Genomic DNA, 25,364 nt, shown 5'->3' on the forward strand with positions numbered 1-25,364 from the left:
TACCCGTGCGGTGCCTCAGGCGACCCACTGCGCGGCCCGCTCAAACACGGACACGCAGAAGTCCATCAGCATGCCGACCATCCAGCGCCCGGTCACGCCCACCACCAGCAGCGTGACCAGCAGCCGCGGCAGAAAGGACAGGGTCTGCTCATTGATCTGGGTGGCGGCCTGGAACAGCGCCACCATCAGCCCCACCAGCAGGCCCGGCACGATGAGCACCAGCACCAGCACCAGGGTAAGGTTCAGGCTCTCGCCGATGAGGTCGATGGCCATGTCCGGCGTCATCATCCGCTCCTTCCGGGCTTAGCCGCCCACGCCCCGCACGCTGGAGACCAGCGTGTTGACCGTCAGCGTCCAGCCGTCCACCAGCACGAACAGCAGCAGCTTGAGCGGCAGCGAGATGACCAGCGGCGACAACATCATCATGCCCATGGCCATCAGCACCGACGACACCACCAGGTCGATGACCAGGAAGGGGATGAACAGCATGCAGCCGATCTGGAAGGCGGTCTTCAGCTCCGACAGCGTGAAGGCGGCCAGCTTGACCGGGAAGCTGTGGTCTTCCGGCTTGGTCACTGCCGTCTCGCCGGAGAGCTGCGCGATCTGGGCCAGGGCGCTCTTGCTGGTCTGGGCCAGCATGAAGCGGGAGATGGGCGCCTCGGCCACGCGCAGCGCCTGGCTGAGGGTGATCTTCTCGTCGTCGTAGGGCTTGAGGGCTTCGTCGTAGACCTGCACGCCGATGGGGCGCATCACGAGGATGGTCAGGATCAGCGCGATGCCGGTGACCAGGCGGTTGGGCAGGCCCTGCTGAAGCCCCAGCGCCTGCCGCAGCAGCGACAGCACGATGACGAAGCGGGTGAAGCAGGTCATCATCAACACCAGCACGGGCAGCAGCCCGAGCAGCGTCATGATGACCAGCACCTGCGTCTTCAGCGTGAACTCACCGCCGCCGCCCGCGGCGTTGCCACCGGCGATCTTGATGGTGGTGGCCACGGCGGGATGGCAGGCCAGGCTCAGGGTCAGGCCGGTCGCCAGCCCCAGCATCGGCCCGGCCGTCCGCGCGCAGGCGCGGCGCAGCCCTGCAGGGGCCGCCAGCATCCGGTTCCGCAATGCGGCGCCCGCGGCCATGTCAGCCCAGCGACGACAGGTCCAGCCCGTCGATGTCCAGCACGCGCAGCGCATGGCTGTCGCCACTGACCACGACTTCCGCATGGCCGATGGCCGTGCCGTTGACCTTGATGACCAGCGGCGCGCCGGCCAGGGTGTCCAGTTCCACCACGCTGTCGCTGCGCAGCTGGGCCAGGTCATGCAGGGACAGCCGCGCCTCGCCCACCTCCAGCGTGAGGGTCACCGGAATCTTGCGCATCAGGGCCGGCAGGTCGCGCGACGGCGGCCGCGGGTCCAGCACAGGGACGTCTTCCACGGGCGGCTCATTCAGCAGACCGGCGATCAGGTCGGTATCACTCATCATCAATCACTCCAGGTCTTCAAAAGAGGTCAGGCACAGCTTGCCGTGGTGCTCGGCCACCGCCGCGCGCATCAGCGGCGAGCCTTCCACCAGCACGGTGGCGTCGGCCAGATGGATGGGGATCAGGGCGCCGGGGGCCAGGTCCAGCACGCTGCCCAGGTCCATCTCCTGCTCCAGCAGGCGTGCCTGCAGCTTGAGGGTGAGACGGCGGGCCAGCGGCTGCACCGCCACGGCCGCGCGCGCCGGGCCGCGATGCTGGGCGGCCAGGCGCCTCAGCAGGGGTGTGAGATAGGCGCCATCCAGCACCACCCGCAGATGCATGTCGCGCTCGGGGCGGGCATCGGCATCGCGCACCAGCAGCGTGACTTCCCAGGCATCGGTGCAGTTGGTCGGCAGGCCGCCGATCTGCAGCGGCGGCAGGTCGTTCGACCCTGCCTCATCGTTGTCGGGCGCTGCGGTGGCGACCTGCGCCAGCGCCTGCAGCGTCAACTGGCAGCCCTGGCGGGCCAGCGCCTGCAGCAGCCGCTCTTCCGTGGCCGTCATCGGCAGGGCGCTGAGCTCGCTGGCCGGGGCGTCGGTGCTGGCACTGGCCAGGCCCAGGCGCCGCGCCATCAGCCCGTTGACCAGGGCGCGGTCGATGCGGCAGGCCACCAGGCCGGAGGGGCCCATGGCATGCAGCCAGCGGCCGGCGTCCGGGTCCAGCAGGACCTCGGCTTCACGCGCCGCGCGATCCAGCGGCTGCAGGCTCACCTCGCGCAGATCGTAGTGGGCGTGATAGCGCCGGTTCCAGGGCAGGCACAGCTGGCGATGCAGCGTCTCGCGCAGGCGGACGGCCACCCGCGGCAGCAGATGCACCGGACGGCCAAGGCTTCGCGTATCAAGCGCAGCGGGCCGGGGAGAAAGGGCAGGGCTGGTCATGGGGGATCCGTGGCGGACTCAATAAAGGCGTGATGCCATAACCACTTCATTCTAGGAATCGAATGCGGGTTTTGCAGGGGTCCAGGATATTCGTAAATCCAGTGGACGTTAAAAATTCACAATGCACTATGCAATGGACGCCTGCAATTGGGCAGGCTGCGGGTATTCCAAATTTAAGTCATCCTATTACCGGGTCGCCTTACCCCTGGCAGGGACATCGTGTTAGCGTTTTCATATTTATCAAACATCGGCGCGATTCACGCAGATCGAGCGGAATCCATGTCAGTTTGCGTTTGTCAGATGTGAACTTCTTCACGTTGGCAAATACTGCTTTGCGGCATTGCACAAGAAGTCCTTGTTGCGTACGGATGCAGCCACTACAGTCCGTCACATCAGGGCACACCCGAGCGAAAGCCGGGGTCGCAAAGCCTCCGGTCTACCACCGGCACCCCCTTGCGGGGCGTCAGGTCACGATAGCGGGGTTGCCAGACCTGAGTCTGCGGGGCACGTGACGCGTGCTTCATGGGCACATGCCTGCCAGGCCCCCACCGGGGCCTGTTGTGACCTGCTTTTGGCGTTCGCCACGGTGAGCCCGTCTTGACACTTGATGTGACACAGGATGGTCAAGCCATGCAGCAGACAAGAACTTCCCTGTCTTTTTCAGCGGCTCGCTGCCGCCGGTTTCCGATCGTGGATCGGGACTTCCGGCGCGTGCGGGGCCTCGCGGTGTGCCGCGCGGCGCTGCTGCTGAAGCGTTCGCCTCGCGATCCCGCGGGTTCGCTGCTGCATGTCTGCCGCCCTGTGATGCGTCCCCGCGTCGTCCCGGATTCTTCCCTTTTCAAATATGTCGCGATTCACTAAATAGACATATTTGAGTCTTGCAGGCCTGGTGAGGAGGCCTGCCGCCAGGAAATACCCTTTCAGTTTGAAAACCATCCGGATATTCCGGAGGGAAAAACTCATCCAGAAATTCGCGTTTTCTTGAATATGGAAAATGCCAACGTTCAGTCGGGAGCTTGATATGTCCGTGTCGGCGATTCAATCGTCACTGGCCCAGACGGCCATGGATTCATTATTGAACCAGGATGCCGTCCGTCTCCAGAATGACGCGCAAGCGCTCATGGGGGGTGCCTCCCATAACCCGGATGGGATGGGCTTCGAGCAGCTGCTGCGCCGTGTCGACGACAAGGACCAGGCCGCCAGCGCGCGCATGGAGGCCGTCGAACGCGGCGAGAGCGACGACCTGGTGGGCGCCATGCTGGCCAGCCAGGAAGCCAGCCTCTCCTTCTCCATGCTCATGCAGGTGCGCAACAAGGTGGTCGGCGCTGTGGATGAGCTGATCAAGCTGCAGCTCTGAACGCGGGGCCCCGGTCATGAACGAACTGCAAACCGTGCCCACCACCGCCGCGCCAGGCTGGCGCCAGCGGCTGGACGGCCTGATGAGCGGGCTGGGCAAGGCCGCGCCGGCCGCCGGCGCCGGGCTTCGCGGCGCGCTGCCGCTGCTGGGGCTCGCCGCCGTGGTCACCGCCCTGGTGCTGATGCTGCTGTGGCGCGACCAGGCCGGCTACAAGCCGGTCTTCGGCCACCAGGAACGCGTGCCCACCGCCGACGTGCTGTCGGTGCTGGATGCCGAGCACATCCCCTACCGCCTTCATCCCGACAGCGGCCAGGTGCTGGTGGCCGAGTCGCAGCTGGGCAAGGCCCGCATGCTGCTGGCGGCCAAGGGCGTTGTGGCCAAGCTGCCGGCCGGTCTGGAGCTGATGGACCGCAACGATCCGCTGGGCGTGAGCCAGTTCGTGCAGGACATCCGCTTCCGGCGCGGTCTGGAAGGGGAACTCGCGCAGAGCATGATGGCGCTGGATGCGGTCGAGAGCGCCCGTGTGCACCTCTCGATTGCCCGCAGCAGCTCGTTCGTGCTGAACGACGGCCAGAAGAGCTCGGCCTCGGTGGTGGTGACCCTCAAGCCCGGGCGCTCGCTCAGCCATGAGCAGATTGCCGCGGCCATCAACCTGGTGGCGGGCTCCGTCGCGAACCTGGAGCCTTCCCGCGTCAGCCTGGTGGACCAGCAGGGTAGCTTGCTGTCCTCCCGCGTGGACCTGAGCGAAGGCTTCGACGGCACCGCTCAGGGCAATGAAGCCCAGAAGCGGGTGCAGGACGAGGTCCGCCGCAATGTGCATGAACTGCTGGCCCCGGTGCTGGGCGAGCAGAACTACCGGCTCAGCGTTACGGCCGAGGTCAACAACGACCGGGTGCAGGAAACCCGCGAGCAATACGGCGACGCGCCCAAGGTGACCAACGAGGCCACCCGCGAGGAGCAGGACCGTGAGCGCATCGCGCTCGGCATTCCCGGCTCGCTGAGCAACCGGCCTGCGGCGGCGCTGGCGTCTGCGGCGGCATCGGCCTCGCAGGTCGGGCCGGACGACACCGCCGGCAATGGCAACAGCAACGTGGCCCGCAAGAATGCGTCGACCCGGCAGTACGCCTACGACCGCAGCATCACCCAGGTGCGCAAGAGCCGCGGACGGCTGGAGCGGCTGAGCGTGGCGGTGCTGCTCAACACCGCGGCGGCGCCCGGCGGCGCCAAGACCTGGTCGCCCGAAGACGTGGCCAAGGTCGAGCGCCTGCTCAATGACGGCCTGGGCATGGACAAGACCCGCGGCGACAAGCTGACCGTGTCCTCCCTGGCCTTCCCCGGCGCACCGGCGGTCGAGCCCTGGTACCAGCAGCGCGACACCCTGGTGGATGTCGGCGGCTGGGCGGCCGGGGCGGTGGCGGCCCTGCTGGGTTATCTGCTGATTGCGCGTCCGCTGCTGCGCATGGGCCAGCATGCGCTGGGCATGGGCCCGGCGAAGGCACGGGCCGACCGCCGCAACGCGGACGACCGTCGCACCGATCCCGGGCAGGGCCCGGAGATCACGCCGCTGCAACCGCTGGGCAGCAGCGGCGGCAGCCCGGCCCCCGTCGGCGTGGGCGGGCCGTCCGCCGAAGCACCGGCCCTGGGGCATGCCCCCGCGACGGGTCGCAGCTCCCCGGTGATGCCGCTGCTGGAAAACTATGAACTGCCGCCCCCCGGCTCGCCGGTGGACGTGCTGGTGGACCACCTGAAGGTGCTCGCGGCCAAGGAGCCGGAGCGGGTGGCGGAAGTCGTCAAGCAATGGGTGCAGAAGAAAAATGGCCGAAGCGAGTGATTTCATTCCGCCGGGCAGCGCTGCGTCGCTGAGCCCCGTCGAACGCGCCGCCATCGTGCTGCTGAGCATGGGGGAGGAGCCGGCTGCGGCCGTCCTGCGCTGCCTCTCCCGCGAGGAGCTGCTGGACGTGACGCAGGTCATGTCCCGTCTCTCCGGCATCAAGGTCGACTGGGTGAAGACCTCCCTGCAGGACTTCTTCGACGACTATCGCGAGCAAAGCGGCGTGCATGGCGCGTCGCGCAGCTACCTCAAGCGATCGCTCGACCTGGCCCTGGGGCAGCAGATCGCCTCCAGCGTGCTCAACAGCATCTACGGCGACGCCATCCGTCCCAAGATGCAGCGCCTGCAATGGGCCTCGCCCAAGTGGCTGGCCGAGCAGATCAGCCAGGAGCATCAACGCATGCAGGCGGTGTTCCTGGCCTTCCTGCCCAGCGCCCTGGCCACCGAGGTGGTGGGGGCCCTGCCGGAAAGCACCAGCGCCAGCCGCGACCGTGTGCTGCTGCAGATGGCGCGGCTGTCGGAAGTGGATGCCGACCTGCTGGCCGAGCTGGAAGAGCTGGTGGAACGCTGCCTGGCTGGCCTTGGCCAGCAGGGCGCCACGGTCGAGGGCGTCAAGCAGGTGGCTGAAATCCTGAACCGCATGCCGGAGCAGCGCCAGCAGATGGTCGAGCTGCTGCGGGCGCACGACCCGGTGGTGGTCGGCGAGATCGAGACCAGCATGTACGAGTTCTTCATGCTGTCGCGCCAGAGCGAAGCCACGCTCACCCGCCTCATCGAGGAAGTGCCGCTGGAGCTGTGGGCCGTGGCGCTCAAGGGCGCCGAGCCGGCAGTGCGGGACGCCATCCTGGCCGCCATGCCGCGTCGTCAGGCGCAGAGCTTCGAGGACCTGATGCGTCGCGGCGGCCCGATGCCGATGAGCCGTGTCGAGCAGGCCCGCGCCGAAATCATGACGCAGGTGAAGGCGCTGGTGGATGCCGGCGAGATCCAGGTGCAACTGTTCGCCGAGGCGGTCGTCGAATGAAGACGCTTCGCCCGCACCGTTTTCCGCCGCTGGCCCAGATCGGGTCGCGGGGGCCGGACGCGCAGGCCGGCCTCAGCGGCGCCGAGCTGCAGGCCAGCCTGGCCCAGGGCTTCCAGGAAGGCCTGGCCCGCGGCTACGAGGAAGGCTATGCGAGCGGACTGCAAAGCGGGCAGGAGCAGGCGCGCAGCAGTGCCGAGATGGCCGGACATGCCAAGGGCCTGGCCGCCGGACGGGAAGATGCCAAGGCGCTGCTGGCCAGTCCGCTGGCGGCGGTCGACACCCTGTTGACCCATCTGTGCCAGCTGCAGAAGGACTATCAATCGGCCGTGCGTCGCGAGGTGGTCGAGCTGGTGGAGCGGGTGGCCCGGCAGGTGATCCGGGCCGAGCTGACGCTGCGCCCGGCCCAGTTGCTGGCGCTGGTGGATGAGACGCTGTCGGCCATGTCGCCGACCCGCGAAGGCGTGGTGGTCTTCCTCAATCCGGAAGACCGTGAACGCCTGCTGGAGCTGGCGCCCGAACGTGTCCAGGGCTGGACCCTGCATGCCGACAGCGCCCTGGAGCCGGGCGAATGCCGCGTCGTCGCCGGAGGCCGTGAAGCCGACGCCGGCTGCCGCCAGCGGCTGTCCGCCGTGATGACGCAGGTGCGGGGCCAGTTGATGCCCGAAGGCGTGGAGTCGGACGACGCTGAGGGCGAGACCTTGATGCAGCCGCTGGAGGATCAGCCATGATCAGCCATGCCCTGCGCCGCGTGGAACTGGGCGAAGTGCCCGTGGCCACGCCCACCGGCCGACTGATCGGCGCTTCCGGCCTGCTGCTGGAAGCCACCGGCTGCACGCTGCGCACCGGGCAGCGCTGCCTGATCGAGACCGGCTCGGACCACCGGCCCGAGGGCACCGAGGCGCCGCTGCGCGACTGGCTGGCTGCGCAGGTCGTCGGCTTCCGCGACCAGACCGCCTACCTCATGCCCTTCAAGAAGCCCGACGGCCTGGCCGCCGGTGCGCGCGTGTTGCCGGTGGTGGAACGCACCCATCTGATGATCGGCCCGCAATGGCTGGGCCGCATCGTCAATGGTCTGGGCGAGCCGATCGACGGACTGGGGCGGCTGGGGGGCGACCTGCCCCTCAACATGTCGCCGCCCAAGGTCAATCCGCTGCGCAAGCGCCCGGTGGACGAGCCGCTGGACGTCGGCGTGCGCGCCATCAACGGCCTGCTGACGCTGGGCCGTGGCCAACGGGTCGGCCTGATGGCCGGCTCCGGCGTGGGCAAGAGCGTGCTGCTGGGCCTGATCACCCGCAACACCGTCGCCGATGTGGTGGTGGTGGGGTTGATCGGCGAGCGGGGTCGCGAGGTGCGTGAATTCATCGAGCTCTCGCTGGGCGAGGCGGGCCTGGCCCGGGCGGTGGTGGTGGTGGCGCCGGCGGATGAATCGCCGCTGATGCGCCTGCGGGCCACCGAGCTGTGCCACAGCATCGCCGCCCACTACCGGGACCAGGGCCAGCATGTGCTGCTGCTGATCGACTCCCTCACCCGCTACGCCATGGCGCGCCGCGAGGTGGCCCTGGCCCTGGGCGAACCACCGGCCACGCGGGGATATCCGCCCTCTGTCTTCAGCCTGCTGCCGGAACTGGTGGAAAGCGCCGGCAACGGCGAAGGCCCCGGCAGCATGAGCGCCATCTACACCGTGCTGGCCGAAGGCGACGACCAGCAGGACCCGGTGGTCGACACCGCCCGGGCCATCCTGGACGGCCACATCGTGCTGTCGCGTGCGCTGGCCGAGCGCGGCCACTATCCCGCCATCGATGTGGCGCAGTCGATCAGCCGCTGCATGTCGCTGGTCGCCGGCCGCCCGCAGCAGGAGGCTGCCCGGCTGGTGAAGCAGCTCATGGCCCGCTTCGAGCAGGTGCGTGAACTCATGCCGCTGGGCGCCTATGTGCCTGGGGCCGATCCGGCGACCGACCGCGCCGTGGCCCTGTGGCCCCGCATTGAAGCCTTCCTGCACCAGGGCACGCATGAAGGCGCGCCGATGGAGCAGACCGTGGCCCGTCTGCAGGAGTTGCTGGCATGAGCGGCTCGTCCACCTCCACGCAGCGTCAGCTGGGCCGCCTGCTGGAATTGCAGCAGCTCCAGCTCGACCGCCAGCAGGCCCAGCTCGTGGCGCAGCAGCAGTTGTGCCAGCGGGTGCAGGGCACCGTGCAGCGGCTGGAAGCCCTGGGCGCCCATGCGAGCCTGGCCGGCAGCCAGTTGCCGGGCCTGGCCCAGAACAGCGCCGTCTACAAGCAGGCCATGCTGGCCTGGGCCGACCAGCAGCGGCAGGAGCTGGCCCGTCGGCAGGCCGACCTGGCCCAGGCCCAGGCCGAGGCGATGGCGTCAGCCCGCCGCCAGGCCTCGCTCCAGCAACTGCTGAGCCTGGCCGATGCCCGGGCGCTGGTGGAAGCCCAACGCCGCGAACAGAAACGCGACGACGAGGTGGCCAGCCAGGCGGTGCAGTCCGCCTCGGCTACCGCCCGTGCGGGGGCGTCCACCGGCTTCGGCAGCCTCAGCGCCTTTGGTCCCACCGGCTTCGGCCCCACCACCTGGGGGTCGAATGTTTAAGAACTGTGCCCGGCCGGTCGCCTTGCACCAGGGAAGTCCCATCGACCCCCTTGGAGGTGCCTGACATGACGACCAGTTTCGACCCCACCACCATGGCCACCAACCTGGCCACCGCCTACACCCAGTCGGCGCAGAGCCTGATCACCGCGCAGACCAAGGCGGCCCAGGCGACTTCGACCGGCCTGACCAAGCTGCAGAGCGTGCTGAGCACGTTCAACACGGCCCTGTCCGGCCTGTCGTCCACGACCGGCAAGACGCTCACCCAGTACAGCGCCACGGCCAGCGACAGCAGCGTGCTGACCGCCACGGCCACCGGCAAGGCCCAGGCCACCAGCACGCCGCTGTTCGTGGAGCAACTGGCCACCACCCATCAGGTGGCCTTCCAGGACCTGCCCGCGGTGCCGGCGGGCCCGGGCAGCATGTCGGTGCAATTGGCCAACGGCAGCGGTTTCAATGTCGACCTGGCCAGCGCCGATTCGGACGGTGACGGCACGCTGTCCCAATCCGAGATCGCCCGCGCGATCAACACCGCCGCCAACGGCCAGGCCACCGCCATGGTGGTGACGGTGGGCGGCGCCACGCAGTTGCTGCTGACCTCCGGCGTCAGCGGCGCGGGCGGCAAGATCACCCTGGACACGTCCGGCCTGAGCGGCCCGCTCAAGACGGCCCTGGACGACACCACCAAACAGAAGCAACTGGTGGCGGCGCAGGACGCCGTGGTCTGGCTGGGCGCGCAGGGCGCCGGCGTGCGGCTGCAGCAATCGACCAATACGCTGACGGCCATCGACGGCGTCACGGTGACGCTGAAGAAGGCCCAGGCCACTGGCGACGCGCCGACCACGCTCACCGTCTCCCGCGACGACAGCGCCACCGCCGGCAAGCTGCAGACCTTCGTGGATGCGTACAACTCGCTGTCCAAGGCCCTGAGCGACCTGACGGCCGTGGGCAGCGGCACCACCGCGTCCGGCACCTTCGCGTCCGACGCCGGCGTGCGGGCGCTGCGCGACCGCCTGTCCGGTCTGCTGCGGGCCGACTACGGCGGCTCCAACCTGCGCACGCTGGGCGTCAGCATCGACCGCTACGGCCAGCTGAGCCTGGACAGCGCCAAGCTGACCAAGGCCCTGACCGCGCAGCCGACCGCCCTGGACGACGTTTTGGGGTCGGCCGCGCTGTCCGCGCCGTCGGGCTTGCTCGGCGCTTTCGACAAGGCACTGGACGTGTGGACCGACACCGGCACCGGCCAGATCAAGTCTCGCCAGGCCACCGTCACCGCCCAGCAGAAGAGCCTGAGCGACCGCCAGACCCGTCTCGACAGCCAATACACCCAGGCCTACAACCGCTACCTCCAGCAGTTCACCGCACTGCAGAACCTGCAGTCGCAGCTGGCGGATACCGGCAGCCTGTTCGATTCCATCAGCGCATCCGCCTCATGAGCTACGACGCCTACCAGAGCTACCAGGCTGTTCACCTGCATGCTCAGACTGCCCAAGCCTCCCCGCTCCAGCTGGTGCTGGTGCTGATGGACGGCCTGCTGGATGAACTGGCCCGCGCACGCGCCCACATCGAAGCCCGGCGCTTCGAGCTGAAGGCCGCCAGCCTGGACAAGTGCGTGAGCATCATCAACGGGCTCTCCAGCGCCCTGGACCTGGAAGCGGGCGGCGAGGTGGTGCACAACCTGGCCCGTCTGTACGACTACTGCGCCGACCGGCTGTACCGGGCCGGCGTGGAAATGAACCCGGCAGTGGTGGACGAGGTGCAGCGCCTGCTGGGCCAGATCCGCGGCGGCTGGCAGGGCGTGATGGCCCGTCACGCATGAGAAAGACGGCCATGCCCATCCCGGTTCCCGTCCCCACCACCCAGGCCGTGCCGGTCACCGGCCGTCTGCTGTCCCTGGGCGAGCGCCTGCGGGAAGCGGCCGCCAGCGGTCATTGGGCGGCGCTGGCCAGCATCGATGCGGAGCTGGCGCAGTTCCTGGCGCGCCTGGACGGGAAGCGGCTGGACATGAGCGAACGCAAGGCGCTGCGTGAACTGCAGGCCGTGCATGAGCAGGTGCGCAGCGATTGCAGCCATGAGCTTGAGCATGTGCGGCAGACGCTGGCGCAGATGCAGGAGCAGCGGGGCGGATGGTCCGCCTACGCGGAAAGTCAGGACTGGGGCACGGAGGCCAAGGCATGAACACGATGACCCCATTTGCAGTGGCGCAGGCAACGGCCGGACGTGGTGCGGCGGCTGATCTCAGCCGTGTGCCCCCCGCTCGCGAGACCCTCCGTGAAACCGCCCGCGAGGTGCAGCCCGAACGCGCGCTGCGTGCGGACCGCGAGGCCGACACCGCTCGCGAGACGCGGCGCGGGTTCTCGGAGGCGATGGCGCAGCAGCGCCGCGCTGTGAGTGAAGACCGCGACAGCGATGCAGCGCGCGGCGCCGCCCGCACGCAGACGCATGAGACGAGCCCTGTGGGCAGCGACGTGCCCGTGGCCTCATCGGCCCAGGCCGAGCAGGCGCCGCCGCCAGCAGCGCTGCCCATTCCTTCAGCGGCCGCCGACCCCAGTGCCCAGGAAGCACTTGCGCAAGCCGTGGCGTCCTTGCTGGACGGCACCGCACCGGCGAGTTCGGCTGTAACGGCCCTGGCGGACACGCTGGCCGCCGATGGCACGAACGCGGCGGCGCCATCCGACGTGGAAGGCAGCAGCGATGCTGCCGATGCTGCGCAGGACCCCTCCAGCAACGCGGCCCTTTCGGCCTGGCTGCTGCCGACCTTGCTGCCCACGGTCATGCCGCCGGCCCCCGCACTGGGCCCGGCTGCAGCGGCCTTCCTGAACGGCCAAGGCGCAAGCGCCAACGCAGCCCCGGCCTCTGGCAACAACGAAGCCGGCGCCGGCGCGTCAGCCCTGCTGTCCGGCGCCGTGGCCGCCGATGCTGCGCAGCTGCTGAGTCTCAAGGCCCAGACCGCCGATGAACGGTTCGCGGACACCCCTGCGATCCGCGCCGCCGATGCATCGACCAGCACCGACACCTCCGCCTGGGCCGGCCTGCAGCGCTGGAGCGCCGCGATGATGGACGCGTCCAGCGCCGCGCTGTGGCCAACACCCGCGTCGGCCCGCAGCGTCAGCGATCACACCCTCACACTGCCGGACCAACGCCAGGACTGGCGCAGCAGCCTGATGCAGGCGCTGGGCGACCGTCTGCAATTGCAGGCCGTGCAGCGCAGCGAGCAGGCCCGCCTGCATCTGATGCCGCCGCAGCTGGGCCGCATCGAGATCGACATCCGCCAGCAGGGCGGCGCCTTGCAGGTGCAACTCAGCGCCACCCACGACGAAGTCCGCCAGCAACTGCGCCAGATCGCCGAGCCGCTGCGTCAGGACCTGGTCCAGCGCCACACCGGCGACGTGTCGGTGCAGGTGGCCAGCGGTGCCCAGGCGGCCGGCGATGGCCGGGGCCGCGACGGCGCAGCGGGCGGCCAGGCGGGGCAAGGCCAGACGGGCCAGGGCCAGCCGCGCGACGCCCAGCGTCAGCCCGGCCGCGCCCTGACGGACGACGCACGCGGCGCCGCCGGAGCCTTTGGCGACGCACTGGCCGGCCAGGCCCAGGCGCAGGTCTGAGGCCCGGCCCCCGCATCAGGAGAACACCAGGATGAACACCAAATCCAAACTCGTCGCCGTCATCGCAGGCGTGGCCCTGCTGGCCGCTGGCGGGGCCGGGGCGGCCGTGTGGTGGATGCAGTCGCATCGCGCCCATCCCGCCGGGGACGCCAAGGCCGAAGCGCCCAAGGAAGAGGTCAAGCCGGCACCGGACTACAAGTACGTGACGCTGGACAAGGTGCTGGTGATGCTGCGCGGCCCGAATGGCTCGGCGGTGTCGCACTACATGGCGGTGGACATCGTCTTCAAGGCCTTGCCCGAGCAGGAGAAGCGCACCAAGGAACATCTGCCGCTGCTGCGCACGGTGGCGGTGAAGGCGCTGTCGGTGCACACGGTGGAAAGCGCCTCGGCCATGAGCGTGGAGGACTTCGCGCTGCTGCTGAACAAGGCCTACCAGGCCAGTTATGCCGCAGAGCGTCGCGAGCCCCCGTTCGCCGAAGCCCTGATCGGCAAGCTGATCATCGAATAAGGCCGAGCACCATGCAACACGCCTACGCCGAATGGGGAGCCGTTGCCTCCGCGGGCCTGAGCGCCGAGATCGAGCAGCGCGCGCTGCGCGAGTACGCGCCCCTGGTCAAGCGAGTGGTGCGTCAACTCTCGGCGCAGGCCAGCGCGGTGATGGACCGGGAAGACATGGAGCAGATCGGCCTGATGGGCCTGCTGGAAGCGCTGCGCCGCTACGGCCCGCCGGATGCCGGATTCGGCAGCTTCGCGGCGCTGCGGGTGCGCGGCGCCATCCTGGATGAACTGCGCCGGCAGGACTGGCGTCCGCGCACCGTCCGTCAGGACAGCCACAAGCAGCGCGATGCCCTGCGGGCGCTCACCCGCACGCTGGGCCGCGAGCCGACCGAGGCCGAGATCCTGCAGCACCTGAAGCTGAGCCCGCAGGCCTACCAGGAGTTCCTGCAGGCCGAGGTGGCGGAGGAGCTGGCCAGCTTCGACGAACTGGTGGAAGACCTGGCCCAACTGCCCAGCGAGCAGCGCAGCCCGGAAGCACAGCTGATGGTGACGCGCTCCATCGCCCAGGCGCTGTCCGCGCTGAATGAGCGGGAGCAGAAGGTCATCCAGCTCTATTACGAATTCGACGCCAGCCTCAAGGAGATCGCCGCCGTGCTCGATCTCACCGAGGCCCGTGTGTCCCAGATCAACAAGGCCGCACTCGCCAAGATGCGCGCCCATCTCCAGCGAGGCTGATCGTGCAACCCTTTGTCGGAATTCTCATCGTCCTGGGCTGTGTTTTCGGCGGCTTCATGCTGCATGGCGGCAGCTTCAGGGTCATCTGGCAGCCGGTGGAGCTGCTGATCATCGTGGGGGCCGCTGTCGGCGCCATCGTGCTGGGCAACCCGCGCCATGTGCTGTCGGAGATGCTGTGGCAGCTCAAGAAGCTGGTCAAGCGCGACCACCACGGCCAGGAGTTCCAGCGCCAACTGCTGCTGCTGATGTACGAGCTGCTGCAGGCGGCCTCCGGCGGGCTCAAGGCCCTGGACGCCCACGTGGAAGCCCCGCAGCAGAGCCCGCTGTTCCAGCGTTATCCGCTGATCCTGAACGACCCCAAGCTGCTGCACTTCATCGTGGACAACTTCCGCCTGATGGCCATGGGCAAGATCAGCGCGCATGAGCTGGAAGGCGTGCTGGAGCAGGAGCTCGATGCCATCCAGGAAGAGCTGACGCAGCCGTCCCGCTCGCTGCACAAGATTGCCGAGGCCATGCCGGGCTTCGGCATCCTGGCAGCGGTGCTGGGCATCGTCATGGCCATGAACAACGTGGCGGAAGGCGCCAGCACCGGCGAGATCGCCGTCATGGTGGCCGCCGCCATGGTCGGTACCTTCATCGGCATCTTCTTCTGCTACGGCGTGCTGGACCCCATCTCCAACATGATGAAGCAGCTGGTGCATGAAGAGCTGGCTTCGCTGGAATCGGTCAAGGTGGTGCTGGTGACCCACGTGGCGGGCAAGCCGCCGCTGCTGGCCATCGATGCCGGCCGCCGCCTGGTGCAGCTCAACATCAAGCCGACCTTCGTGCAGCTGGAGTCGTGGATCGACGCGCTCAACGGCAAGCAGGACGGCGCCGACAGCAGCACGCCGCGCCGCCGCGCCAGCGACCGCGCACCGGAAGGGGAGCGCCGTGCAGCCTGAAGTCGTCAGCCTCAAGCCCGCGCGCGGCGACCATCAGACGGTCGTCAAGCGGGTCTCGCGCAAACATGAGGACGAAGGCCATGGCGGCGCCTGGAAGGTCGCGTTTGCCGACTTCTGCCTGGCGCTGCTGTGCCTGTTCCTGGTGCTGTGGCTGCTGGCCTCGCGCAATTCCGAACGCATGCAGGTGGTGCTGCAAAACGCCGGCGCCAACCTGATCGAGGACGGCCAGGGCCTGACCAATTCGCTGGCCGCCGGGTCGCGCGGCAGCATGATCGAGCGCAATCCGGTGCCCTCGCGCAGTGAAGATCCGAATCCGGGCGACCCGACCCATGGACCGTCCGACGCCCGCGTGGGCAAGCCCAGCCTGGAGTCGCCGGAGCAACTGCAGGCGCTGGCACGCCGCATTGCGGGGCTGGCGGCGGAAGAGGGGCTGGAAGGCCATCTGCGCACCGCCGTCACCGCGCAGGGCCTGCGGCTTCAGCTGCATGACACCGAGTCCAGCGGCATGTTCGAGCGCGGCAGCGCGCTGCCGTCGCCGCGGCTGCGGGCGCTGCTGCGCAAGCTGGGCCCGCTGCTGGCGGAGGTGCGCAACCAGGTGCTGATCGTCGGCCACACCGATGCCACCGCCTACCAGGACAAGGCCCCCGGCGCCTTCACCAACTGGGCCCTGTCCAGCCACCGCGCCATGGCGGCGCGGCATGAGCTGCTGCTGGGCGGCATGCCCGAAGCGTCGGTGCTGCAGGTCAGCGGCATGGCCGATGCGGCGCCGCTGGACACGAACGATCCCAAGTCCCCGGTGAACCGCCGTATCGAACTGATGCTGCTCACCAGCGCCCAGTCCCGCGCCATCGCCGGCATGTACGGCCCTGGCGACTGGACGCGCACGCCGGTGGACCCCGCCGAACAGGTCCGCGGCTTCTCGCACGCGCCAACGGCGGCGCGGTGAGGAGCAGCCATGAAAACCAAGTCCAAAGGTGATCGCATGAGAGTCACAAGCAACGGCCCCTTGAATCCGGTGACGGGCGCCGGCGGCGTGTCGGCCGAGACCCCGGTCGCGGGCCCGCAGGGCGCCAGCCCGGCGATGCAGGCGGCGGCGCTGGAATCCGATGCGCTCAAGCCCGCGCAGGCGGCGTTGGCCGCGATGCCGGAAGTGGATGAGGTGAAGGTCGCGGCGCTGCGCGATGCGCTGGCCAATGGCGAGATCCGGTTCGACGCGAACCGGCTGGCCCAGCTGATCCAGCGTTTCCACGGAGGCCGGGCATGAGCGCGGTGATGTCGTCGATGGTGCGGCCGGGCGCCGACAGCCCCGCGGCAGTGATGCTGCGGCAGCTCACCGACGGCCTGCGGCAGGACCTGGCCGCTTATGACGACCTGCGGGAGCTGCTGAATCAGCAATTCAATGCGGCACTCAAGCACGACGCCGACCAGATGAGCGAGCTCTCCGCGCGCATCCTGACCCAGGTGGCCACGCTGGATGTGCAGCGGGCTCGTCGCCGGGACCTGCTGGTGTCGCTGCTGGGCAGTGCGGTGGAGCCGTCGGTGCGCACGCTGCTGCAGCGTTTGCCGGCCAGCGCGGCCCAGCCGATTGCCGTGTTGTGGCGGGCGCTGGAACAGGCCCTGACGGCCTGCAAGACGCTCAACCTGCGCAACTGCCAGCTGATCACCGAGCAGCAGGCCCTGATGCAGCAGCTGATGGGGCGTGAGGAGCATGTGTATGCGCAGCGCTGATCTGAACGCCGGCGAGTTTCCCGCCTTGCCGTCGGTGCGCGGCGGCGGCGCGTCGTCGGGTGCCGTGCGCATGGCGGTGGGAGCGACGCCGATGACGTCGGCCGGTGCGGACACGCCGCGCTTTGGAGCGCTCTATCAGCAGCTTCAGCGCGAGGTGACGCGCTACATCGAACAGGGCAGCGAAGGCGGCGGCAGTCTGTCGCCGGAAGGTGCCTGGCGTCGGCAGCAATTGCTCGCAGGGCCAGCCTCGAGCGGTGACCTGAAGGGCGCGATGCTCGGCGGGCTGGCCGGCGGCTCTGCATTGCTGGACGAGACGGTCGCGACCTCCGCACTGCGAGCAGCCGGCGTGGGCGGCGTCCCCGCAGCGACGCCCGCGCAGCAGCAGGCCTTCGTGAACGAGGTGTTGCCGCTGGCCCGGCAGGCTGCGGACCGTCTGGGTGTGGCGCCGGAAGTGCTCACGGCCCAGGCGGCGCTGGAAACCGGATGGGGCCGCTCGCCGATCCGTCGCGGCGACGGCAGCAGCAGCCACAACTTCTTTGGCATCAAGGCTGGCAGCGGCTGGTCGGGTGAGGTGACGGTGGCGTCCACCACCGAGGTGGAGGCGGGGCAGGCCGTGTCGCGCGAGGCCAGCTTCCGGGCCTACGCCTCGCCGGCGCAGTCCTTCCAGGATCTGGCCAGCCTGATCGGCGGCAGCCCGCGTTACCAGGCGGCGCTGGGCACGGGTGCGGACGCTCGCGCCTATGGTCAGGCGCTCCAACGCGGCGGTTATGCCACTGATCCGGCCTATGCAGACAAGCTGGCCGCTGTGGCGGCGCGTGTGACTGCCCCGTCGGCGCCCCATCCGGCAGCCCGTGCAGCGACCGGTCCGGCGACCGCTTCGGCGACGGGACCCACGGCTCGCACCGAAGGAGGCGCGCCATGAGCGGTCATTCCGTCGACGCCGTCCATGTGAGCGTCCCGGTGATCGCTGCAGCAGGCACGCCAGCCCGCGACGCTTCAGCGCAGCTCGGCCGGCTCCACCAGTCCCGTCTCCAGCACCCGTGCCTGGATGATGCGGCCGCTGTTGAGGTTGCGCACCCGGATCACCGCCTGGCGGGCACCGCTGTCCAGTGCCTCGCCCTGGCCTTCCACGCGCACGCCGTCACGGCTGGCCAGGATGCGGACCGCGTCGCCGCGTCGCACGATGACTGCCGCCACCAGCAGGCGCTTTTGCAGCACCTGGCCCGGGCGCAGGCTGGTGCGAGCGGCCAGGCCCGTGTCCAGGGTGGACAAGGCATCAAGGGTCTGGCTGATGTCGCGGCGCTGCAGTTGCACGTCCGCCTCGCCGACGGCTTGACCGGTGTTGACCGACTGGGTCATCACCAGCACCTCCGCGCTAAGCGTGGCGCGCAGCAGGTAGTCCTGCGGCGGCACCTTGGCGCTGTCGTCCACGCAGCGGGCCACCAGGCGGATGCGGCTGAGGCTGCGGCTGTCCTGCAGGGCAATGTCCCAGCCGGCCGGGCAGGCGGGCCGGGCGCGCGGCGAGGGCTGGGTCAACTGCACTTCCGCGGCCAGCAGGCCGGCCTGGTCGGCCTGGTCCAGCAGCGCACGGCGGGCGGTCTCCACCACCTGGCTGTCCAGGTCGGCGGTGGCCGCCGGCAATGCCGCCAGGGCGCCTGTCATTGAGGCCAGCAGGCCAACGAAAAGAAGGGGAACTCGCATGAGCATCGATTTCAGCAAGGCGGCCGGTGTGCACGACGACGCGCTGCGCCTGCGGGCGGAGCGGACCAAGGTGCTGGCCTCCAATATCGCCAACGTCAGCACGCCAGGGTATCAGGCGCGGGACCTTGATTTTGCCGCGTCCCTGACCTCCGCCCTCGGCGGCGGCGATGGATTCGCCGAGGAACTGCCGCTGGACACCAGCGGGCAGGACCTGCTGTACCGCGTCCCCTACCACCCCTCGCAGGACGGCAACACCGTCGAGCTGGGCGTGGAGCAGGCGTCCTTCGCCCAGAACGCCCTGGATTTCCAGACCAGCCTGACCTTTGTCCAGATGAAGCTCAAGGGCCTGGCCAAGGCCATCGACGGTCAATAACGGAGTACAGCCATGTCCTTCAAGCAGATCAGCCAGATTGCCGGTTCGGCGATGTCCGCCCAGACGGTGCGGCTCAACACCATTGCCAGCAACCTGGCCAACGCGCAGTCGGCCGCCGGCAGCGAGACCAGCACCTATCACGCCCGCAAGCCGGTGTTTGCCGCCCTGGCGGCCCGCGAGGGCCTGGGCGACCAGCAACTGGCCGGCGCTCGCGTGCAGGTGCTGGATGTGGTGGAGAGCCAGGAGCCGCTGCGCAAGGCCTATGAACCGGAGAACCCGCTGGCCAATGAGAACGGCGAGGTCTTCTATCCGAATGTGAATCCGGTGGCGGAGATGACCGACATGTTGTCGGCGTCACGGGCCTTCGAGACCAATGTCGAAGTGCTGTCCCGGGTGAAGTCCATGCAGCAGTCCCTGCTGCGCCTGGGCGAAAGCTGATCCCCCCTTTGTCACGGAGCCCCCATGAGCACCGCCGTCACCAACACCACCAGCAGCAGTTCTTCCACCAGCGGCAACAGCATTGCCGGCAATGGGGAGCTGAGCAGCCTGTTCACCACGCTGCTGGTCGCACAGATCAAGAACCAGGACCCGCTGTCCCCGCAGGATCCGTCGCAGTTCGTCAGCCAGCTGACGCAGCTCAGCCAGGTCGAGTCCATGCAGCAGCTGACCTCGCAAGGCCAGACCAACACCAGCATGCTGGCCAGCCTGCAGCTGATGACCTTGGGCGCGCAGGTCGGATCGACGCTGCAGGCGGCGGTGTCGTCGGTGTCGCTGTCCGGCCAGCCGGTGGAGCTGCGCTTCAACCTGGATTCGTCCAGCACGGCCAACACGCTGGTGGTCACCGGCAGCGACGGTCGCGCGCAGCGGGTGGACCTGGGCTCGATGAGCCGCGGCGAGCAGTCCTACACCCTGGACCCGGCCAAGCTGGGCCTGGCCAACGGCAGCTACAGCGTGGCCGTCGAGACCCAGAACAAGCAGAGCGTGACGGTGGAGACACTGGCCCGGCTGGACGGCGTGCGCCTGTCCGCCGACGGCAACGTCATGCTGCAACTGGCCGGGGTGGGGGAAGTCACCAGCCAGGCCATCACGCAATTCAAGGGACGCAGCGGCAACTGACCCACCGGTCGCACCGCCCTTGTCCTGACCGATCCCCGCCTTTCATCCCAGCAGTCCGCTTCACAGTCCCACGGAGGCCCTCATGAGTTTCGAAATCGCACGCTCCGGCATCAACGCGGTCAACGCCAGCCTGGAGACCATCAGCAACAACATCGCCAATTCCGGCACCTATGGCTTCAAGTCGAGCCGCACCAACTTCTCGGCCATGTATGCCGACAGCCACGCCAACGGCGTGGAGGCCAGCTCCACCTCGCAGAGCGTCGACATTGGCGGCGGTCTGTTCAACACCGGTCGCGGCATGGACGCGATGATCCAGGGCCGCGGTTTCTTCCCGGTGAAGGATGACGCCGGCCAGACCGTGTTCACCCGCGTGGGCATCTTCAGCGTGGACAAGAACGGCTTCGTGATCGACAGCCTGGGCCGCAAGGCGCAGGGCTATGCCGCGGTGCTGGATGCCAACGGCAAGCCAGTGGACGGCGCGGGCCTGGGCGCCTTTGGCGACCTGAAGGTGGCCACTGGCCAGATTCCGGCGCAGGCCAGCGAGAAGCTGAACTTCAACGGCAACCTCAGCGCCGACTGGACCACGCCCACTGCCGCGCCGTTCAACAAGGACGATCCGCTGACCTACAACAGCTCGGTGACCTCGGTGATCTACGACTCGCTGGGCACCAAGCACAGCGTGACGCAGTATTTCGTCAAAACCGGCACCGGCACGGCCGATGCGTATTACAGCTTCGACGGCGCGGCCCCGGCCGGCGTGGGCGCGACGCTCAACTTCAATGCGCAGGGCCAGCTGACGGCGGTGCCGACGGTGACGCTCAATGCCACGCCGACCAACGGCGCCGCCCCCATCGCCCTGGCCATCGACTACACCGGCACGACGCAATTCGCCGGCGACACCACCACGCTGACCAATGCCACCGACGGTTATGCCGCCGGCACGCTGACCGGGACCAGCATCAGCGAGGACGGCTCGCTGGTGGCCACCTACAGCAATGGCGAGAAGCAGACGGTGGGCACGCTGGCGGTGGCGACCTTTGCCAACGAAAGCGGCCTGACGCCGATCAGCGAGACCAGCTGGTCGTCCAGCCAGACCAGCGGCGTGGCACTGTATTCGCGGCCGGGTGCCGGCACGGCGGGCAAGCTGGCGTCGGGATCGCTGGAGCAGTCGAATGTGGACATCACCGGTGAGCTGGTGAGCCTGATGAGCGCGCAGCGCAACTACCAGGCCAACACCAAGGTGATCTCCACCGAGAACGATGTGATGCAGGCCCTGATGCAGGCCGTGTAAGGACGCAGCGATGGACGCCCTGATCTACACCGTGATGAGCGGCGCGGAGCGCATCCAGCGCGCCCAGGCCGTGCATGCCAACAATCTGGCCAATCTGGAGACGGCTGGTTTCCGGGCCAATCTGGAGCAGGCCAGTGCCGCGCAGGTGAAAGGCTACGGCTACGACGCCCGCCATCTGGCCCAGGAACGCTCGGACGTGATCAGCGCCAAGGCGGGCAGCCAGCGCGAGACCGGCCGTGAGCTGGACCTGGCGGTGCAGGGCGATGGTCTGTTCGCGGTGGCGCAGGACGGACCCGACGGCCGCGAGGCCTACACCCGCGCCGGCACCTTCACGCTGGATGCCGAAGGCCGGCTGATGCTGGGGCGGCATGCGGTGATGGGGGAGGGCGGACCGATCGTGCTGCCGCCGCATGACCGGCTGGAGATCCTGTCCGATGGGACGGTGTCCATCCTCAGCGGCGGTGCGACGGAGATGCAGCCGGTGGACAAGCTCAAGCTGGTCAAGCCGGACTTCGCCACGCTGACGAAGAACGAGGCCGGGCTGCTGGTGCCGCGCAGCGGCAATGCCCCGGTGAGTGATCCGTCGGTGAAGGTGGCGGCCGGCAAGCTCGAGTCGAGCAATGTGTCGGCGGTGGAGGAGATGGTGGCGACCATGAATCTCGCCCGCGATTTCGAGCTGCAGATGCGGCTGTACAAGGCGACGGACGGAATGGCCGATACCGGCAACCGTCTGATGCGCGAATGACGACCCCAATCAAGCCAAGGAGTGCACCATGAACCCAGCCATGTGGATCAGCAAGACCGGCGTGCAGGCGCAGGACGCCAAGCTGCAGGCGATTGCCAACAACCTCGCGAACGTGAACACGGTGGGCTTCAAGCGCGACCGGGTGATGTTCGAAGATCTGTTCTATCAGGTGGAGCGTCAGCCGGGCGCGCAGGCGGAGGACGGCACGGCCGCGCCGACCGGCGTGCAGCTGGGGAACGGGACGCGGCTGGTGGGGACGCAGAAGGTGTTCACCAATGGGAGTCTGCAGGCCACCGGGCAAAGCCTGGATGTGGCGATTGTGGGCAATGGCTTCCTGCAGGTGGAAGGGCCGGATGGTCGTGCCGCCTATACGCGGGCCGGGCAGTTGCAGATCAATGCGGACGGGCGGCTGGTGAATGCACATGGGCTGCGGATTCAGCCGGAGATCACGGTGCCGGCGAATGCGACGGCCATCACCATCGGCGAGAACGGGGTGGTGACGGCGCGTGTGGCCGGCAGTGCGACGCCGACGGAGTTGGGGCAGTTGCGGTTGACGAATTTCCTGAATCCGGCGGGGTTGATGGCGCTCGGGGACAACCTGTTCCAGGAGTCGGTGGCCAGTGGGAATCCGACCGAGGGCGTGCCCGGGGAGAACGGGCTGGGGACGCTGAAGCAAGGGTCGCTGGAAGGGTCCAATGTGCAGGTGGTGGAGGAGATGGTGGACATGATCGCCGCTCAGCGCACCTATGAAATGAATACGAAGGTGCTGTCCGCAGCGGACAACATGCTTCAGGTGTTGGCTCAGGCGGCGCGCTGATCATGAAGGCCGCTCGTGCACTCACTGTCGGGGGGGCTGGTGTCGTGCTGGCGTTGCTGTCCGCTTGCAGCGCCATGGCGCCGCCGCAGTGGCCCAGCAACGATCCCGGGACCGTGCCCCTGCCGATCGCGGCAACGCCACGTCCTGCCGGCGGCGGGGTGTTCGTGGCCGGGCGCAGCGCAAGCCTCATCGCCGACACGCGCGCGTTTCGCTCTGGGGATGTGCTGACCGTCGTGCTGGAAGAGGCCACGCAGGCGTCGAAGAAGGCCGATACGCAGATGGGGAAGGACAGCAGCGCAGGCATGAATCTCGACCTGAATGGCAAAACCCGTGCGTATGGTTTGGGGGCGGAGCGTGCATTCAACGGGAGCGCGGCGAGCTCGCAGCAGAACACACTTCAGGGGGCCATCACGGTCGTGGTCCAGGAAGTCATGGGGAACGGGTTGCTGCGCGTGGCGGGGGAGAAGAGCCTCACGCTCAATCAAGGCGAAGAACTCGTGCGAGTGGCGGGGTATGTGCGGCCCGCCGACGTGGACAGCGAGAACCGGGTGTCGTCGCAGCGGGTGGCGAATGCGAGGATCCTCTACAGCGGGAGAGGGGCGTTGGCGGATGCGAATACGCCGGGCTGGCTGTCGAGGTGGTTCGTCTCGCCTTGGGCGCCGATTTGACGGTGGTGGGCGTGAGGTGGAGCGCAATGGGAGGGAATTGGGCCCCTTTTTTCTCCATGTCCCTCCTGTCCCGCTTCGCGGGCCATTCCTTCCTTAACTTCCGAAAAAAGGGGCCCAATCCCCTCCCATCACCACCACCGCGGTCGTTCAAGACAAATGCTTCTTTGACATTGGTGAGAGAGTGCACGGTTCGCAGTCCCCAAGCTGTTGATGCTGCGTTTCGAGAGAGGCAATCTGCGAGTGCAGAGGAACCTAGAACGACCGCAGTGGTCCGTTCACGCGGAAGAGCTTGCAAACCTCTTCCCCATCAAGACCAAGGGACCTTGCCCATCGCACCAGCGGTGGAGCGTCCCCGGTGCAAAGGCCCATGACACAGCGCCGATGAAGCAATTGGGCCACGTTGATCTGAATGCCGAAATAACGTTCTGTCCCCTGGAGGCAGCGATGAAGAAATTTCTGTTGTGCATGCTCCTGCTGGCCTGCGGCTTCAACGCCCAGGCCGCTCAAACCATTCGCCAGTTGGTGAATGTGGAAGGCGTGCGCGAAAACCAGCTGCTGGGCTACGGCCTGGTGGTTGGCCTCAATGGCAGCGGGGACAGCACGCAGGTCAAGTTCGCCGGGCAGTCGGTGGGCAATCTGCTGAAGCAGTTCGGGGTGAAGCTGCCGGAGCGGACCGAGGCGAAGTCGCGCAATGCAGCCGCTGTGATGGTGAGTGCTGTGTTTCCGAGTGGCTATCGGCGTGGGCAGACTATTGATGTGACGGTGTCGTCACTCGGGGATGCGAAGAGCTTGCGCGGTGGCACGCTGCTGTTGACCGAGTTGCACGCGGCCGATGGCGAGGTGTACGCGCTCGCGCAGGGCAATCTGGTGGTGACCGGGCTGAATGCGCAAGGGCAGAGCGGGTCCAGCGTGACGGTGAATACGCCGACCGCAGGCCGGGTGCCCAATGGCGCCAGCATCGAGCGGGAGATCGAGTCGGACTTCAGTACGCGACCGGAAGTGGTGCTGAATCTGAAGCGTCCGAGCTTTGAGACGGCCACCAAGATCGTGAATGCCGTGAACGAACGGTTTGGGGCGGAGACGGCAACGACGCGGGACGGCACCAGCGTGACCGTGCGCGCTCCCCTGTCCGGCACGGAACGAGTCGCTTTTGTGGCCCGGCTGGAAGGCATGAGCGTGGACGCCGCCGCTGCCTTGCCCCGCGTGATCTTCAACTCCCGCACTGGGACGGTGGTGATCGCGGACGGCGTGAAAGTGCGCGCGGCTGCGGTGTCGCATGGGTCCCTGAAAGTGGTGATCAGCGAAACGCCGCAGGTGAGCCAGCCCAATCCGCTCAGCCAGGGCAAGACCCAGGTGGTGCCGCAGTCCCAGGTGCGGGTGGATCAGGGTGACGGACGCATGTTCCGATGGCCCGCCGGGACGTCGCTGCAATCCATCGTCGACATGGTCAACAGCATCGGTGCGAATCCGGATGACTTGATGGCCATCCTTCAGGCCCTGGATCAGGCCGGTGCCATCGAAGGCGAGTTGCAGGTGATTTGAGCGTTGGAGGCCGCGATGATTGATCTACCCCAGAGCGGACCGATTCCGCTGGACGCCAAGCCGGATGCGGAGGTCCGCGTCAAGGCCCAGGCCACCGACGCCGCCGTGAAGTTCGAGGCGTTTTTCATCAAGCAGATGATCAGCCAGATGCGCGCCGGTACCCGCGCCCTCGCCGATGAGGACAGCGCCGACAGCAAACGCGTCAATCAGGACATGCTCGACCTGGCCGACGGGCTGGTGGCCGATGCGCTGGCCCAGCAACGCGCCTTCGGTATCGCCGATCTGATGCTCAAACAGGTGTTGCCGCATTTAAGTGACAGCCCCGCCGGGTCGCCTTCCCCGAAGGAGCAGTGAGATCACAGGGTCAGCCCCGTTGATCGGCACCGACTCCCGTCATTCCTCCTTCAACTGCCCCACTACCCG

The 25,364-nt window shown here is 68.1% G+C and carries 32 protein-coding genes and 1 riboswitch; of the genes, 26 read left to right on the top strand and 6 right to left on the bottom strand.

Translation table 11 applies throughout. The annotated features are described in order from the left end of the window. Positions 1-15: 15 nt before the first annotated feature. The 5 genes from fliQ to DES44_RS04555 all read right to left on the bottom strand — a co-directional run bounded on the left by fliQ (position 16) and on the right by DES44_RS04555 (position 3,349). Positions 16-288 (bottom strand): flagellar biosynthesis protein FliQ, encoded by a 273-nt coding sequence (gene fliQ / locus DES44_RS04535; protein WP_058936024.1) that lies wholly within the window; start codon positions 286-288, stop codon positions 16-18. 15 nt (positions 289-303) lie between these two features. Then, positions 304-1,098, bottom strand: a complete 795-nt coding sequence (fliP, locus tag DES44_RS04540) for a flagellar type III secretion system pore protein FliP (RefSeq protein WP_083525750.1) — start codon at positions 1,096-1,098, stop codon at positions 304-306. 31 nt (positions 1,099-1,129) lie between these two features. Beyond that, on the bottom strand, positions 1,130-1,471 hold the full coding sequence (locus tag DES44_RS04545) for a FliM/FliN family flagellar motor switch protein (protein WP_116001403.1): 342 nt from the start codon (positions 1,469-1,471) through the stop codon (positions 1,130-1,132). Between the two features lie 3 nt (positions 1,472-1,474). Next, positions 1,475-2,386: a FliM/FliN family flagellar motor switch protein gene (locus DES44_RS04550; RefSeq protein ID WP_083525749.1), complete on the bottom strand. Its 912-nt coding sequence runs from the start codon at positions 2,384-2,386 to the stop codon at positions 1,475-1,477. A 386-nt stretch (positions 2,387-2,772) separates the two neighbouring features. After that, positions 2,773-2,876, top strand: a riboswitch (cyclic di-GMP riboswitch). A 170-nt stretch (positions 2,877-3,046) separates the two neighbouring features. Then, positions 3,047-3,349, bottom strand: a complete 303-nt coding sequence (locus DES44_RS04555) for a hypothetical protein (protein ID WP_058936022.1) — start codon at positions 3,347-3,349, stop codon at positions 3,047-3,049. A 157-nt stretch (positions 3,350-3,506) separates the two neighbouring features. On the opposite strand from DES44_RS04555, the gene fliE reads away from it, so the two are divergent. The 17 genes from fliE to DES44_RS04640 all read left to right on the top strand — a co-directional run bounded on the left by fliE (position 3,507) and on the right by DES44_RS04640 (position 17,610). Next, entirely contained in the window at positions 3,507-3,743 is a 237-nt protein-coding gene (gene fliE, locus DES44_RS04560; RefSeq protein ID WP_232310048.1) for a flagellar hook-basal body complex protein FliE, read from the top strand. An 82-nt stretch (positions 3,744-3,825) separates the two neighbouring features. Then, complete coding sequence (gene fliF, locus DES44_RS04565) at positions 3,826-5,574, top strand: flagellar basal-body MS-ring/collar protein FliF (protein ID WP_058937518.1); 1,749 nt, start codon at positions 3,826-3,828, stop codon at positions 5,572-5,574. Then, positions 5,558-6,595: a FliG C-terminal domain-containing protein gene (locus DES44_RS04570; RefSeq protein ID WP_058936021.1), complete on the top strand. Its 1,038-nt coding sequence runs from the start codon at positions 5,558-5,560 to the stop codon at positions 6,593-6,595. The genes fliF and DES44_RS04570 overlap by 17 nt, the downstream gene beginning before the upstream one ends. Beyond that, positions 6,592-7,323, top strand: a complete 732-nt coding sequence (gene fliH, locus DES44_RS04575; protein WP_083525748.1) for a flagellar assembly protein FliH — start codon at positions 6,592-6,594, stop codon at positions 7,321-7,323. The genes DES44_RS04570 and fliH overlap by 4 nt, the downstream gene beginning before the upstream one ends. Next, positions 7,320-8,660 carry a flagellar protein export ATPase FliI gene (fliI, locus tag DES44_RS04580; RefSeq protein WP_058936020.1) on the top strand — a complete coding sequence of 447 codons (1,341 nt, stop codon included), beginning with the start codon at positions 7,320-7,322 and terminating at the stop codon, positions 8,658-8,660. Before fliH ends, fliI begins: the two co-directional genes overlap by 4 nt. Then, positions 8,657-9,187, top strand: coding sequence for a flagellar export protein FliJ (locus DES44_RS04585; protein WP_058936019.1), 531 nt, complete (start codon positions 8,657-8,659; stop codon positions 9,185-9,187). Before fliI ends, DES44_RS04585 begins: the two co-directional genes overlap by 4 nt. A gap of 65 nt (positions 9,188-9,252) precedes the next feature. Beyond that, positions 9,253-10,620 (top strand): flagellar filament capping protein FliD, encoded by a 1,368-nt coding sequence (gene fliD, locus DES44_RS04590; RefSeq protein ID WP_058937517.1) that lies wholly within the window; start codon positions 9,253-9,255, stop codon positions 10,618-10,620. Continuing rightward, a complete protein-coding gene (gene fliS / locus DES44_RS04595; RefSeq protein ID WP_058936018.1) occupies positions 10,617-11,003 on the top strand; it encodes a flagellar export chaperone FliS in 387 nt (128 codons plus the stop codon). Before fliD ends, fliS begins: the two co-directional genes overlap by 4 nt. 11 nt (positions 11,004-11,014) lie before the next feature. Further along, positions 11,015-11,362, top strand: coding sequence for a flagellar protein FliT (locus tag DES44_RS04600; RefSeq protein WP_058936017.1), 348 nt, complete (start codon positions 11,015-11,017; stop codon positions 11,360-11,362). Further along, complete coding sequence (locus DES44_RS04605; RefSeq protein WP_170156599.1) at positions 11,359-12,786, top strand: flagellar hook-length control protein FliK; 1,428 nt, start codon at positions 11,359-11,361, stop codon at positions 12,784-12,786. Before DES44_RS04600 ends, DES44_RS04605 begins: the two co-directional genes overlap by 4 nt. Positions 12,787-12,817: 31 nt before the next feature. Continuing rightward, positions 12,818-13,294: a flagellar basal body-associated FliL family protein gene (locus DES44_RS04610; RefSeq protein WP_058936015.1), complete on the top strand. Its 477-nt coding sequence runs from the start codon at positions 12,818-12,820 to the stop codon at positions 13,292-13,294. An 11-nt stretch (positions 13,295-13,305) separates the two neighbouring features. Next, positions 13,306-14,019: a FliA/WhiG family RNA polymerase sigma factor gene (locus tag DES44_RS04615; RefSeq protein WP_058936014.1), complete on the top strand. Its 714-nt coding sequence runs from the start codon at positions 13,306-13,308 to the stop codon at positions 14,017-14,019. Between the two features lie 2 nt (positions 14,020-14,021). Further along, positions 14,022-14,960, top strand: a complete 939-nt coding sequence (gene motA / locus DES44_RS04620) for a flagellar motor stator protein MotA (RefSeq protein ID WP_058936013.1) — start codon at positions 14,022-14,024, stop codon at positions 14,958-14,960. Then, on the top strand, positions 14,950-15,906 hold the full coding sequence (locus DES44_RS04625) for a flagellar motor protein MotB (protein ID WP_058936012.1): 957 nt from the start codon (positions 14,950-14,952) through the stop codon (positions 15,904-15,906). The genes motA and DES44_RS04625 overlap by 11 nt, the downstream gene beginning before the upstream one ends. Positions 15,907-15,942: 36 nt before the next feature. Then, positions 15,943-16,224: a flagellar biosynthesis anti-sigma factor FlgM gene (flgM, locus tag DES44_RS04630; RefSeq protein ID WP_058936011.1), complete on the top strand. Its 282-nt coding sequence runs from the start codon at positions 15,943-15,945 to the stop codon at positions 16,222-16,224. Next, a complete protein-coding gene (locus DES44_RS04635) occupies positions 16,221-16,688 on the top strand; it encodes a flagellar protein FlgN (RefSeq protein WP_083525746.1) in 468 nt (155 codons plus the stop codon). Before flgM ends, DES44_RS04635 begins: the two co-directional genes overlap by 4 nt. After that, positions 16,675-17,610: a glycoside hydrolase family 73 protein gene (locus DES44_RS04640; RefSeq protein ID WP_058936009.1), complete on the top strand. Its 936-nt coding sequence runs from the start codon at positions 16,675-16,677 to the stop codon at positions 17,608-17,610. The genes DES44_RS04635 and DES44_RS04640 overlap by 14 nt, the downstream gene beginning before the upstream one ends. Before the next feature lie 74 nt (positions 17,611-17,684). Here DES44_RS04640 and flgA read toward each other — a convergent pair whose 3' ends face one another. Then, positions 17,685-18,389 carry a flagellar basal body P-ring formation chaperone FlgA gene (flgA, locus tag DES44_RS04645; protein ID WP_170156600.1) on the bottom strand — a complete coding sequence of 235 codons (705 nt, stop codon included), beginning with the start codon at positions 18,387-18,389 and terminating at the stop codon, positions 17,685-17,687. On the opposite strand from flgA, the gene flgB reads away from it, so the two are divergent. From flgB to DES44_RS04690, 9 genes are all read left to right on the top strand, one after another. Beyond that, the gene (flgB, locus tag DES44_RS04650; RefSeq protein ID WP_058936007.1) at positions 18,388-18,762 is read left to right on the top strand and encodes a flagellar basal body rod protein FlgB; all 375 of its coding nucleotides are present in this window, start codon (positions 18,388-18,390) and stop codon (positions 18,760-18,762) included. The genes flgA and flgB overlap by 2 nt on opposite strands. A 12-nt stretch (positions 18,763-18,774) precedes the next feature. Next, complete coding sequence (gene flgC, locus DES44_RS04655; RefSeq protein WP_058936006.1) at positions 18,775-19,200, top strand: flagellar basal body rod protein FlgC; 426 nt, start codon at positions 18,775-18,777, stop codon at positions 19,198-19,200. Between the two features lie 24 nt (positions 19,201-19,224). After that, positions 19,225-19,878 carry a flagellar hook capping FlgD N-terminal domain-containing protein gene (locus DES44_RS04660; RefSeq protein ID WP_058936005.1) on the top strand — a complete coding sequence of 218 codons (654 nt, stop codon included), beginning with the start codon at positions 19,225-19,227 and terminating at the stop codon, positions 19,876-19,878. A gap of 82 nt (positions 19,879-19,960) precedes the next feature. Continuing rightward, positions 19,961-21,169 carry a flagellar hook protein FlgE gene (locus DES44_RS04665; protein ID WP_058936004.1) on the top strand — a complete coding sequence of 403 codons (1,209 nt, stop codon included), beginning with the start codon at positions 19,961-19,963 and terminating at the stop codon, positions 21,167-21,169. A gap of 10 nt (positions 21,170-21,179) precedes the next feature. Continuing rightward, positions 21,180-21,914, top strand: a complete 735-nt coding sequence (locus tag DES44_RS04670; protein ID WP_058936003.1) for a flagellar basal-body rod protein FlgF — start codon at positions 21,180-21,182, stop codon at positions 21,912-21,914. A 28-nt stretch (positions 21,915-21,942) separates the two neighbouring features. Next, positions 21,943-22,731, top strand: coding sequence for a flagellar basal-body rod protein FlgG (flgG, locus tag DES44_RS04675; protein WP_170156601.1), 789 nt, complete (start codon positions 21,943-21,945; stop codon positions 22,729-22,731). 2 nt (positions 22,732-22,733) lie between these two features. After that, the gene (flgH, locus tag DES44_RS04680) at positions 22,734-23,399 is read left to right on the top strand and encodes a flagellar basal body L-ring protein FlgH (RefSeq protein WP_058936001.1); all 666 of its coding nucleotides are present in this window, start codon (positions 22,734-22,736) and stop codon (positions 23,397-23,399) included. A gap of 444 nt (positions 23,400-23,843) precedes the next feature. Further along, positions 23,844-24,941 carry a flagellar basal body P-ring protein FlgI gene (locus tag DES44_RS04685; RefSeq protein WP_058936000.1) on the top strand — a complete coding sequence of 366 codons (1,098 nt, stop codon included), beginning with the start codon at positions 23,844-23,846 and terminating at the stop codon, positions 24,939-24,941. 15 nt (positions 24,942-24,956) lie between these two features. Beyond that, entirely contained in the window at positions 24,957-25,295 is a 339-nt protein-coding gene (locus DES44_RS04690; protein ID WP_058935999.1) for a hypothetical protein, read from the top strand. Positions 25,296-25,364 lie beyond the last annotated feature (69 nt).

It is taken from the genome of Roseateles depolymerans (assembly GCF_003387155.1).
GTDB classification, from domain to species: domain Bacteria; phylum Pseudomonadota; class Gammaproteobacteria; order Burkholderiales; family Burkholderiaceae_C; genus Roseateles; species Roseateles depolymerans.

What these genes read in the sequence shown, in the direction of transcription:
- fliQ (WP_058936024.1), bottom strand. Translation starts at nt 288, where the DNA reads ATGATGACGCCGGACATGGCCATCGACCTCATCGGCGAGAGCCTGAAC.
- fliP (WP_083525750.1), bottom strand. Translation starts at nt 1,098, where the DNA reads ATGCTGGCGGCCCCTGCAGGGCTGCGCCGCGCCTGCGCGCGGACGGCC.
- DES44_RS04545 (WP_116001403.1), bottom strand. Translation starts at nt 1,471, where the DNA reads ATGATGAGTGATACCGACCTGATCGCCGGTCTGCTGAATGAGCCGCCC.
- DES44_RS04550 (WP_083525749.1), bottom strand. Translation starts at nt 2,386, where the DNA reads ATGACCAGCCCTGCCCTTTCTCCCCGGCCCGCTGCGCTTGATACGCGA.
- DES44_RS04555 (WP_058936022.1), bottom strand. Translation starts at nt 3,349, where the DNA reads ATGAGTTTTTCCCTCCGGAATATCCGGATGGTTTTCAAACTGAAAGGG.
- fliE (WP_232310048.1), top strand. Translation starts at nt 3,507, where the DNA reads ATGGGGGGTGCCTCCCATAACCCGGATGGGATGGGCTTCGAGCAGCTG.
- fliF (WP_058937518.1), top strand. Translation starts at nt 3,826, where the DNA reads ATGAGCGGGCTGGGCAAGGCCGCGCCGGCCGCCGGCGCCGGGCTTCGC.
- DES44_RS04570 (WP_058936021.1), top strand. Translation starts at nt 5,558, where the DNA reads ATGGCCGAAGCGAGTGATTTCATTCCGCCGGGCAGCGCTGCGTCGCTG.
- fliH (WP_083525748.1), top strand. Translation starts at nt 6,592, where the DNA reads ATGAAGACGCTTCGCCCGCACCGTTTTCCGCCGCTGGCCCAGATCGGG.
- fliI (WP_058936020.1), top strand. Translation starts at nt 7,320, where the DNA reads ATGATCAGCCATGCCCTGCGCCGCGTGGAACTGGGCGAAGTGCCCGTG.
- DES44_RS04585 (WP_058936019.1), top strand. Translation starts at nt 8,657, where the DNA reads ATGAGCGGCTCGTCCACCTCCACGCAGCGTCAGCTGGGCCGCCTGCTG.
- fliD (WP_058937517.1), top strand. Translation starts at nt 9,253, where the DNA reads ATGACGACCAGTTTCGACCCCACCACCATGGCCACCAACCTGGCCACC.
- fliS (WP_058936018.1), top strand. Translation starts at nt 10,617, where the DNA reads ATGAGCTACGACGCCTACCAGAGCTACCAGGCTGTTCACCTGCATGCT.
- DES44_RS04600 (WP_058936017.1), top strand. Translation starts at nt 11,015, where the DNA reads ATGCCCATCCCGGTTCCCGTCCCCACCACCCAGGCCGTGCCGGTCACC.
- DES44_RS04605 (WP_170156599.1), top strand. Translation starts at nt 11,359, where the DNA reads ATGAACACGATGACCCCATTTGCAGTGGCGCAGGCAACGGCCGGACGT.
- DES44_RS04610 (WP_058936015.1), top strand. Translation starts at nt 12,818, where the DNA reads ATGAACACCAAATCCAAACTCGTCGCCGTCATCGCAGGCGTGGCCCTG.
- DES44_RS04615 (WP_058936014.1), top strand. Translation starts at nt 13,306, where the DNA reads ATGCAACACGCCTACGCCGAATGGGGAGCCGTTGCCTCCGCGGGCCTG.
- flgM (WP_058936011.1), top strand. Translation starts at nt 15,943, where the DNA reads ATGAGAGTCACAAGCAACGGCCCCTTGAATCCGGTGACGGGCGCCGGC.
- DES44_RS04635 (WP_083525746.1), top strand. Translation starts at nt 16,221, where the DNA reads ATGAGCGCGGTGATGTCGTCGATGGTGCGGCCGGGCGCCGACAGCCCC.
- DES44_RS04640 (WP_058936009.1), top strand. Translation starts at nt 16,675, where the DNA reads ATGCGCAGCGCTGATCTGAACGCCGGCGAGTTTCCCGCCTTGCCGTCG.
- flgB (WP_058936007.1), top strand. Translation starts at nt 18,388, where the DNA reads ATGAGCATCGATTTCAGCAAGGCGGCCGGTGTGCACGACGACGCGCTG.
- flgA (WP_170156600.1), bottom strand. Translation starts at nt 18,389, where the DNA reads ATGCGAGTTCCCCTTCTTTTCGTTGGCCTGCTGGCCTCAATGACAGGC.
- flgC (WP_058936006.1), top strand. Translation starts at nt 18,775, where the DNA reads ATGTCCTTCAAGCAGATCAGCCAGATTGCCGGTTCGGCGATGTCCGCC.
- DES44_RS04660 (WP_058936005.1), top strand. Translation starts at nt 19,225, where the DNA reads ATGAGCACCGCCGTCACCAACACCACCAGCAGCAGTTCTTCCACCAGC.
- DES44_RS04665 (WP_058936004.1), top strand. Translation starts at nt 19,961, where the DNA reads ATGAGTTTCGAAATCGCACGCTCCGGCATCAACGCGGTCAACGCCAGC.
- DES44_RS04670 (WP_058936003.1), top strand. Translation starts at nt 21,180, where the DNA reads ATGGACGCCCTGATCTACACCGTGATGAGCGGCGCGGAGCGCATCCAG.
- flgG (WP_170156601.1), top strand. Translation starts at nt 21,943, where the DNA reads ATGAACCCAGCCATGTGGATCAGCAAGACCGGCGTGCAGGCGCAGGAC.
- flgH (WP_058936001.1), top strand. Translation starts at nt 22,734, where the DNA reads ATGAAGGCCGCTCGTGCACTCACTGTCGGGGGGGCTGGTGTCGTGCTG.
- DES44_RS04685 (WP_058936000.1), top strand. Translation starts at nt 23,844, where the DNA reads ATGAAGAAATTTCTGTTGTGCATGCTCCTGCTGGCCTGCGGCTTCAAC.
- DES44_RS04690 (WP_058935999.1), top strand. Translation starts at nt 24,957, where the DNA reads ATGATTGATCTACCCCAGAGCGGACCGATTCCGCTGGACGCCAAGCCG.